Annotated in this window: 9 protein-coding genes; 5 read left to right on the forward strand and 4 right to left on the reverse strand. The window is 67.5% G+C overall.

The genetic code is table 11. From position 1 onward, the window contains the following. A partial coding sequence (locus L1066_RS28645; protein WP_376707676.1) for a hypothetical protein occupies positions 1–97 on the reverse strand: 97 nt, incomplete at its 3' end. Further along, positions 97–1596, reverse strand: a complete 1500-nt coding sequence (locus L1066_RS12775; RefSeq protein WP_235736690.1) for an MFS transporter — start codon at positions 1594–1596, stop codon at positions 97–99. The genes L1066_RS12775 and L1066_RS28645, both read right to left, overlap by 1 nt. Before the next feature lie 217 nt (positions 1597–1813). Here L1066_RS12775 and L1066_RS12780 point away from each other — a divergent pair, with 217 nt between their 5' ends. Continuing rightward, positions 1814–2614 carry an E3 ubiquitin ligase family protein gene (locus tag L1066_RS12780; RefSeq protein WP_235736691.1) on the forward strand — a complete coding sequence of 267 codons (801 nt, stop codon included), beginning with the start codon at positions 1814–1816 and terminating at the stop codon, positions 2612–2614. 86 nt (positions 2615–2700) lie between these two features. Here the strand turns inward: L1066_RS12780 and L1066_RS12785 are convergent, their stop codons facing one another. Further along, positions 2701–3186, reverse strand: coding sequence for a CarD family transcriptional regulator (locus L1066_RS12785; protein ID WP_235736692.1), 486 nt, complete (start codon positions 3184–3186; stop codon positions 2701–2703). Between the two features lie 226 nt (positions 3187–3412). On the opposite strand from L1066_RS12785, the gene L1066_RS12790 reads away from it, so the two are divergent. From L1066_RS12790 to L1066_RS12800, 3 genes are all read left to right on the forward strand, one after another. Next, positions 3413–4198: a UbiA family prenyltransferase gene (locus L1066_RS12790; RefSeq protein WP_235736693.1), complete on the forward strand. Its 786-nt coding sequence runs from the start codon at positions 3413–3415 to the stop codon at positions 4196–4198. 82 nt (positions 4199–4280) lie between these two features. Continuing rightward, entirely contained in the window at positions 4281–4955 is a 675-nt protein-coding gene (locus tag L1066_RS12795; protein WP_235736694.1) for a hypothetical protein, read from the forward strand. Beyond that, a complete protein-coding gene (locus tag L1066_RS12800) occupies positions 4955–5698 on the forward strand; it encodes a phosphoglyceromutase (RefSeq protein WP_235736695.1) in 744 nt (247 codons plus the stop codon). Before L1066_RS12795 ends, L1066_RS12800 begins: the two co-directional genes overlap by 1 nt. Positions 5699–5914: 216 nt before the next feature. Here the strand turns inward: L1066_RS12800 and phoU are convergent, their stop codons facing one another. Continuing rightward, positions 5915–6565, reverse strand: coding sequence for a phosphate signaling complex protein PhoU (gene phoU / locus L1066_RS12805; protein WP_235736696.1), 651 nt, complete (start codon positions 6563–6565; stop codon positions 5915–5917). 122 nt (positions 6566–6687) lie between these two features. Between phoU and L1066_RS26735 the strand changes: the two genes are divergently transcribed. Further along, the coding region (locus L1066_RS26735; protein ID WP_312007704.1) for a sensor histidine kinase at positions 6688–7558 on the forward strand (871 nt) is incomplete at its 3' end.

Below are 7558 nucleotides of genomic sequence, written 5' to 3' on the forward strand. Positions count from 1 at the left end.
GGAACTCGTCCCAGGCACTGATCTCGGGGCGACGTGGACCGCTGACCTGCATGCCGCACTGCAGGGAGCAGTAGGGACAGTGGGTGCGCGTGGCCATCAGACGCGCGCCTCGGCCAGGCTCGGCACCCGGGTGATGAGGAAGCTGCGGCGGGTGTAGACGAACCAGGTCACCACCAGGCAGACGACGTAGAAGCCGAGGAACGTGGTCATCGCTCCACGCACCGCCGCGCTGGGGTCATCGATCCAGGGGGCGCCGAAGGACATCGGGATCAAGAAGCCGCCCATGGCACCGATCGCCCCGGCGATGCCGATGACGGCGGAGGCGTTGCGAGTCGCCTGGGCCATGGCCTCCGCGCGGACCGGGCTGCCCTCGGCGCCGGTGCGCTTCGCGTTGCGGGCCCAGATCGTCGGGATCATCCGATAGGTGGAGCCGTTGCCGATGCCGCTGGCGGCGAAGATCACCAGGAAGGCGAACAGGAACGGCGCGAACCACGCTTGGTTGCCATCCGCGATCGCAATCTCCTGACCGGGGTTGTCGGTGAGCCGGCCGAGCACCACGAGCACCCCCAGGGCGCCCACACCCATCCCGACGAAGCTCCACGCGGTCACCCTCGCGCCGCCGTACTTGTCGGCGAGCCAGCCACCGAACGGACGCGCCACGGAACCGACGAGGGCGCCGAGGAAGGCGTAGTGGGCGAAGACGATGCCGGTGCCGGCCGGGCCACCACCGGGCACCCAGAAGTTCACCTTGATCAGCAGCGGCATGGCCGCGGAGAAGCCGATGAACGAGCCGAACGTGCCGAGGTAGAGGAAGGACATGACCCACGTGTGCTTGTGCTTGAGCACCTGGAACGACTCGCGCGCACTGGCGCTGGCGACCGTCAGGTTGTTCATGCCGAACCACGCACCGGCGGCCGCGACCACCGAGAGCACCACATAGACCCAGGCGGCACGTTGGAGGTGGATGCCGCCGTCGCTGGCCTGCACCATGCCGAAGATGCCGGCACCGCCGACCAGCACCGGCAGGAAGAACTGGATGAGCGCAACGCCCAGGTTGCCGCCGGCCGCGTTGAGGCCGAGGGCGGCGCCCTTGCGGGCGGCGGGGTAGAAGAAGTTGATGTTGGCCATCGAGGAGGCGAAGTTGCCGCCGCCGAAGCCGGCTGTCGCCGCGATCACGACGAAGACCCACAGCGGCGTGCCGGGGCGCTGCACGAAGACGGCGAAGAGCAGCGTCGGCACGAGGAGCAGCAGCGCGCTGATCGTCGTCCACGTCCGGCCACCGAACTTCGGCACCGCGAACGTGTAGGGCAACCGCAGCAACGAGCCGACGAAGTTGGGGGCCGCAACGATCAGGAACAACTCCTGCGCGGTGAAGTCGAACCCCATCGACAGCAGGTAGGCGGAACTGACGCTCCACATCAGCCACACCGAGAAGCCGAGGTGTTCGGCGAAGATCGACCAGATCAGGTTGCGGCGGGCCACCCGATCCGCACCGGCCGCCCAGAAGTCGGGGTCCTCCGGGCGCCAGTCGGTCAGGGTGGTCCCTCCGGGGGCGTACGTCGACTGCTGCGCGCGGTCCGGTGCGGTTCGGGTCACGAGTCACTCCTCCAGGACGGGTGGTGACCGGGACGCTAGTGAGGCGACGTAACGCGTCGTCGTGTGCTCGTCACGCCTCAGGTGACGGTGTCCTCACGACCTCACACCCCGGCGTACGGCCAACGTGAGCTGGCGGATTCGGATTGAATGGCCACCGAATGGGCAGGACCCAGAGCGGCCGGTCATGGGGATCGGCCAACCGAAGGAGGAACGACGCATGGTCTGGTTCATCGTGGCGGTGCTGCTGCTCGCAGTCGGAGTCGGCCTGACCGTCGGTGCGCGCACCGCCCGCAACAAGCACAAGAGTCTGCTGCTGACGGAGAACACCACCACCGGACCGCTGCGGGAGCTGCACCGGACGGCTCGGGAGGTGGCTGGCGACGACATCTTCACGCAGCTGGTCGATCTGTCCGGACGCACCCAGCCCGGCCCGCAGGGGCTGCTCACCGCGGAGATCTCCCAGACCCAGTGCGTGTGGTACCAGCAGAAGGTGACCCGCCGCTACAAGCACGTCAGCCGGGACTCCGACGGCAACCGCAAGACCACCACTCGTGAAGAGGTGGTCAGCCAGAACCAGTCCAGCGCGCCGTTCGTGCTGCGCGACAAGGACGGCGAGATCACCGTCATCCCGACGGACGGCGTGAAGCAGGCACGCAAGACGATGAGTGAGTTCTTCAAGGAGGAGGGCGCCCGCCGGAGCGGCGCCACCATCGATTTCGGCGGTTTCAGCTTCAACGTCGGCAGCCGTGACGGCGACACCATCGGCTACAAGTACGAGGAGTGGGTGCTCACGCCCGACACCCAGGTCTTCGTGCACGGTGAGGCCAGCGATCGCGGCGGCCAGCTCGAGATCGTGAGCCCGGCCGGCAAGGAGAAGATGCTCATCACCACGAAGACGGAGCAGGAGCTCCTCGAGAGCGCCGAGACCTCCCACATGTGGTTCCGGTGGGGCTCCTTCGGCTCCTATGCCGCAGGAGCGGTCCTGCTCATCGTGGCGGTCGTGCTGCTCGTCTTGTGAGGCGCCCGTGGCCGAGGAGTTGCTTCAGCGGCATGACTAAGGCCCCCGCCAACTTGGCGGGGGCCTTCGTCATGAGTCAGGCGCGATCAGGAAGCGAGCACCTCGTCGAGGATGGTCTCAGCCTTGTCCTCGTTGGTGTGCTCGGCGAGCGCGAGTTCGGAGACCAGGATCTGGCGTGCCTTCGCCAGCATCCGCTTCTCCCCGGCCGAGAGGCCGCGGTCGCGCTCACGGCGCCAGAGGTCGCGGACGACCTCGGCCACCTTCATCACGTCACCGGAGTGGAGCTTCTCCAGATTTGCCTTGTAACGACGCGACCAGTTGGTCGGCTCCTCGACCTGCGCCGCGCGGAGGACGTCGAAAACTCGGTCCAGTCCCTCCTTGTCGACCACGTCACGAACCCCGACCAGGTCGAGGTTGCAAGCCGGAACCCGAACGACCAGGTCCTGCTGTGCGACGATGCGAAGAACCAGGTATTCGCGTTCCTCGCCCTTGATGGTGCGCGTCTCGATGTCCTCGATGACCGCTGCACCGTGATTCGGGTAAACAACCGTTTCGCCGACGGTGAATGTCATGTGCCAAGTACCCCTTCCTAGGTGACCATTCTAACACGTCCGGCAACGACTCCCGATATCGTTTCCGCAGGTCAGACGGCACATGCGGGGTTGACAGAACCCTATGAATGTGTCTGGGCCCGGAGGGCGCAGTGCTGATGGCCGCCCCTCTTCTTCCCCAGCCGGGGCGTCCGAAACCTGCCTGTCCACCACCCACGTGGACTCTTTCTGGTCAATACTGCCGACCATGTCTCCGAAGAGATACCAACCTGCGCAGCGCATCCGAGGGCTCGACGCCGAGGGCAACCCCATCCCCGTCTTCGAAGTGAAGCGCTCGTGGCCGATCGGACTGGCCCGCTCGTGCCACGCCCGCCACGGCATCCTCGTCACCCTCGGCGTGACCGTGGCCGCCGCGCTGTCGGGGCGCAGCACTCGCGAGGTGGGGTTGGTGCTGCTGACCGTTCTCGTCGGCCAGTTCCTCCTCGGCGTGCACAACGACTTGGTCGACCGTGAGCGCGACCGCGACAACGACCGCGTCGACAAGCCCATCGCCGAGGGTTGGTACAACCCCAGCAGTGCCGGCTTCGCCATCGCGGTCGCCGTCTTGCTCGTGATTCCGCTGTCGATCTCGAACGGTGTGGTGGCCGGCTGCCTCCACCTCGGATTCCTCGCGGTGGCGATGCTCACCAACGCCGGCGTCCTCCGCAAGGGAGGGTTCTCCTTCTTGCCGTGGGCCATCAGCTTCGCCCTGCTCACGGCCTTCCTGGCCTACGGCGGCTGGGGCGCGGACGGGAGCGACACTCCGCCCACGGTCGCACTGACGGTGTGCGCCGCGCTGCTGGGTGTCGGCGTACACGTGCTGCACTCCCTGCCGGGCCTGGTCGACGAGAACCGTGCCGGCTGGAAGACCTTCCCACTGCGGATTGCGCTCAAGATCGGAGCCGCCAAGACACTGCTGGCGACGGTCGTCTATCTCGTCGTCGTGGGGGCTGCCACGGTCGCCGTCGCCGTCAGCGTGGGCCTGAGGCAGTGAGTCGGAAGCGTCTCCACTAGTCTGGGGTCCGCACTTGGTGACCGGTCAAGGACGGTCCACCGCCGATGGAGAAGGCTGAAGAATGCTGCTTCGCAACCGGATCGCCCGCGGGGTTGCCGCCGGCGCCCTCGTGCTCGCCCTGCCGACGCTGACGGCGTGTGGCGACTTCGCCACCGACAAGGTCTACACGCCGGCTCCCGGCGCCAACGACCGCGCCGGTGACGTCGACGTCCTCAACGCCGTCATCGTGGCCACCCAGGACGGCCACGGCACGTTCCTGGCGAGCTTCTCCAACAACCTCGACTCCAACGTCGTCAACGAGTTCGGCGACGTGACCGACACCTTGGTGAGCATTGACGGCGACTTCGAGGCCGTCATGCCGGGCACCGAGGTTCCCGATGAAGGAGCCACGCCCGACGGCACCCAGGTCGAGGAGACCTCGCTCCGCGACAAGAACGCCGAGCAGAGCGGCGCCGAAGTCGCGCCGGTCGTCATTCGGGGCAGCCAGCTCTTCCGCCTCGGCACCAAGGGCGACGCGGCAGGCATCCCGGTCAACGGCGACTTCAAGATCGGCGACTTCGTGCCCGTCACCTTGACCTTCGAGAACGCCGGCGAGGTCGTCATCACCGTCCCCGTGCTCTGCAACGCCATCCACTGGGAGGGTGAGGACACCAACCCGGTCAACGCCGGCGCCGAGCTCGCCCCGACCTGTGTCTCCCTCGAGGGTGGCGAGGCCGCCGCTGAGGGCGGCCACTGATGGTGCACACCCTGATCGTCGTCCGGCACGGCGAGAGCGAGTGGAACGCCAAGAACCTCTTCACCGGTTGGGTTGACGTCCACCTGACCGACAAGGGCCGGGCCGAGGCAGTCCGCGCCGGCGAGCAACTCAAGGCCGCTGGCCTCCTGCCCGACGTCGTCCACACCTCGCTGCAGCGTCGCGCGATCAACACCGCCGCACTCGCCCTCGACGCCGCCGACCGTCACTGGATCCCCGTGAAGCGGTCGTGGCGCCTCAACGAGCGCCACTACGGCGCGCTGCAGGGCAAGGACAAGAAGCAGACCCTCGCCGAGTTCGGCGAGGAGCAGTTCATGACCTGGCGCCGTTCCTTCGACACCCCGCCGCCGCCGCTCGACGACTCCTCCGAGTGGTCCCAGGCCGGCGATCCGCGCTACGCGGACCTGGGCGACGAGATGCCGCGCACCGAGTGCTTGGCGGACGTCATCACCCGGTTCCTCCCCTACTGGGACGGCGAGATCGTGCCCGACCTCGCCGCTGGCAAGACCGTGCTCGTCGCCGCCCACGGCAACAGCCTCCGCGCCCTGGTCAAGCACCTCGACCAGATCAGCGACGCAGACATCGCCGGACTCAACATCCCGACCGGCATGCCCCTGGTCTATCGCCTGGACGACGACTTCCGTCCCACCGTCCCCGGCGGCGAATACCTCGACCCCGATGCCGCGGCCGCTGCTGCTGCCGCTGTCGCCAACCAGGGCCGCTGACACCCGACACAGCCGCCTCGGCCCGCGCGGACCGCTCACGATCAGACACCGAACGGCCCCGACAGACTCCTCTGTCGGGGCCGTTTCGCTGCCCAAGACTCCTCGGTCCAAGACCGATCGTCCCTAACAGATTTGTAGGTCCCGGGCGAGGATCTACAAATCTGTTAGGGACGGCCCCGCATTTTCTGCGGGTTTCTGACAGGTCGAGGTGAAGTGTCAGCTCTCGTGGTGCTCTTCGCCTGTGACGACGAAGATGACGCGGCGGGCCACGGAGACGGCGTGGTCGGCGATGCGCTCGTAGTAGCGGCCGAGGAGGGCGAGGTCGACGGCGGGCTCCACGCCGTGGGACCAGTCGGCGCTGAGCAGCTCGCGGAAGTTGTTGCGGCGGAGCTGGTCCATGGTGTCGTCGGCCTCGTCGAGCTCCCGGGCGGCCTCGACGTCGCGCTCGGCGATCACCCGGACGAGCACCCGGCACATCTCCTTGGCGACCTCCGCCATCTGCTCGATCGTGGGCACCACATCGCGGGGTACGGCGACACCCGGCACTCGCAGTCGGGCCACCTTGGCAACGTGGACGGCGAGATCTCCCATGCGCTCGATCTCGGCCACCATGCGCAGTGCTGCCACCACGGTGCGCAAGTCGCTGGCGACGGGCTGCTGGAGCGAGAGCAGCGAGAAGGCGGTGTCCTCGATGGCCTCGCGCTGTCGGTCGATGGACTCGTCGCCGGCGATGACGCCGTCAGCCAACTCTCCGTTGCCCGAGAGCAACGCCTGGGTAGCACTGGCGACTGCAACCTTCACCTCCGCGGCCATGGAGCCGAGGCTGGCGAAGAGAGAGTCGAGTTGGTCGGTGTAGGCCTCACGCATGATCGCGAGGCTAGCCGCGCGAGATGAGGGCACGGGTGCCTCATTCTGAACTGGAGATGAACAGACGGTGCTCACACCGACACCGCACCAACTGCAGGTGAATCGTGCGTACGATCAGAGTCGTGACCTTGACAGAGACGTTGCTCGTGGCACTGCTTGCCGTGCTCATCGTCTTCGGGGTCTTCGGGGCCTTCCTGGTCAGCGAACGCCAGCTGAACAAGGTGCCCGTGGTCGAGGAGCCCGCGGTACCGGAGAAGGTGACCGCCGTCCTCTCGGTGCTCCGCTCCTCGGCGGTGATCGTCGACGAGGTCGACACGGTGCTCAAGGCCAGCGCTCCGGCGTACGCGCTCGGCCTGGTGCGAGGCACCGAGATCCTCGTCGACGAACTGCAGGAGACGATCCGCCAGGTGCGCCGCGACGGCCAGATCCGAGAGATCGAGTTCGTCCTCGGGCCTCCGACCGCCCCACCACGTCACGTGCAGGCGCGGGTCGCTCCCCTGGGCAGCCGGCTGATCCTGGCGCTGGTGGAGGACCGCACACGAGAACGTCGGGTCGAGGCCATCCGGCGCGACTTCGTGGCCAACGTGAGCCACGAGCTCAAGACACCGGTCGGTGCGATCAGGCTGCTCGCCGAGGCGGTCGGTGACGCCCGGGACGACCCCGAGGCGGTGAAGCGGTTCGCCGGCCGGATGGTCACCGAGAGCGACCGACTCACCGACCTCGTGCAGCAGATCATCGAACTCTCCCGGCTTCAGTCGGACGACCCCTGGGCGGAGCCCGAGCAGCTCGAGCTCGACGAGATCATCGAGACGGCGATCGACACCGTGGCGATCGACGCCGCTGCCCGCAACACCGAGGTCCTGGCCACGGGCGACAAGGGCATCGTCATTCCGGGCGGTCGGGAACAGGTCACCGTCGCGATCAGCAACCTGGTCGCCAACGCGGTCAACTACTCGCGCGACAGCACCGCGGTCCTGATCGACGTACGCCGCG

The sequence above is a fragment of the Nocardioides alcanivorans genome, assembly GCF_021555175.1.
Taxonomy (GTDB): Bacteria; Actinomycetota; Actinomycetes; order Propionibacteriales; family Nocardioidaceae; genus Nocardioides; species Nocardioides alcanivorans.

Bases quoted from the DNA above. Each gene is read 5' to 3' on its own strand.
- L1066_RS12790 (WP_235736693.1), top strand. From the start codon at position 3,413: ATGTCTCCGAAGAGATACCAACCTGCGCAGCGCATCCGAGGGCTCGAC.
- phoU (WP_235736696.1), bottom strand. From the start codon at position 6,565: ATGCGTGAGGCCTACACCGACCAACTCGACTCTCTCTTCGCCAGCCTC.
- L1066_RS12800 (WP_235736695.1), top strand. From the start codon at position 4,955: ATGGTGCACACCCTGATCGTCGTCCGGCACGGCGAGAGCGAGTGGAAC.
- L1066_RS12780 (WP_235736691.1), top strand. From the start codon at position 1,814: ATGGTCTGGTTCATCGTGGCGGTGCTGCTGCTCGCAGTCGGAGTCGGC.
- L1066_RS12785 (WP_235736692.1), bottom strand. From the start codon at position 3,186: ATGACATTCACCGTCGGCGAAACGGTTGTTTACCCGAATCACGGTGCA.
- L1066_RS12795 (WP_235736694.1), top strand. From the start codon at position 4,281: ATGCTGCTTCGCAACCGGATCGCCCGCGGGGTTGCCGCCGGCGCCCTC.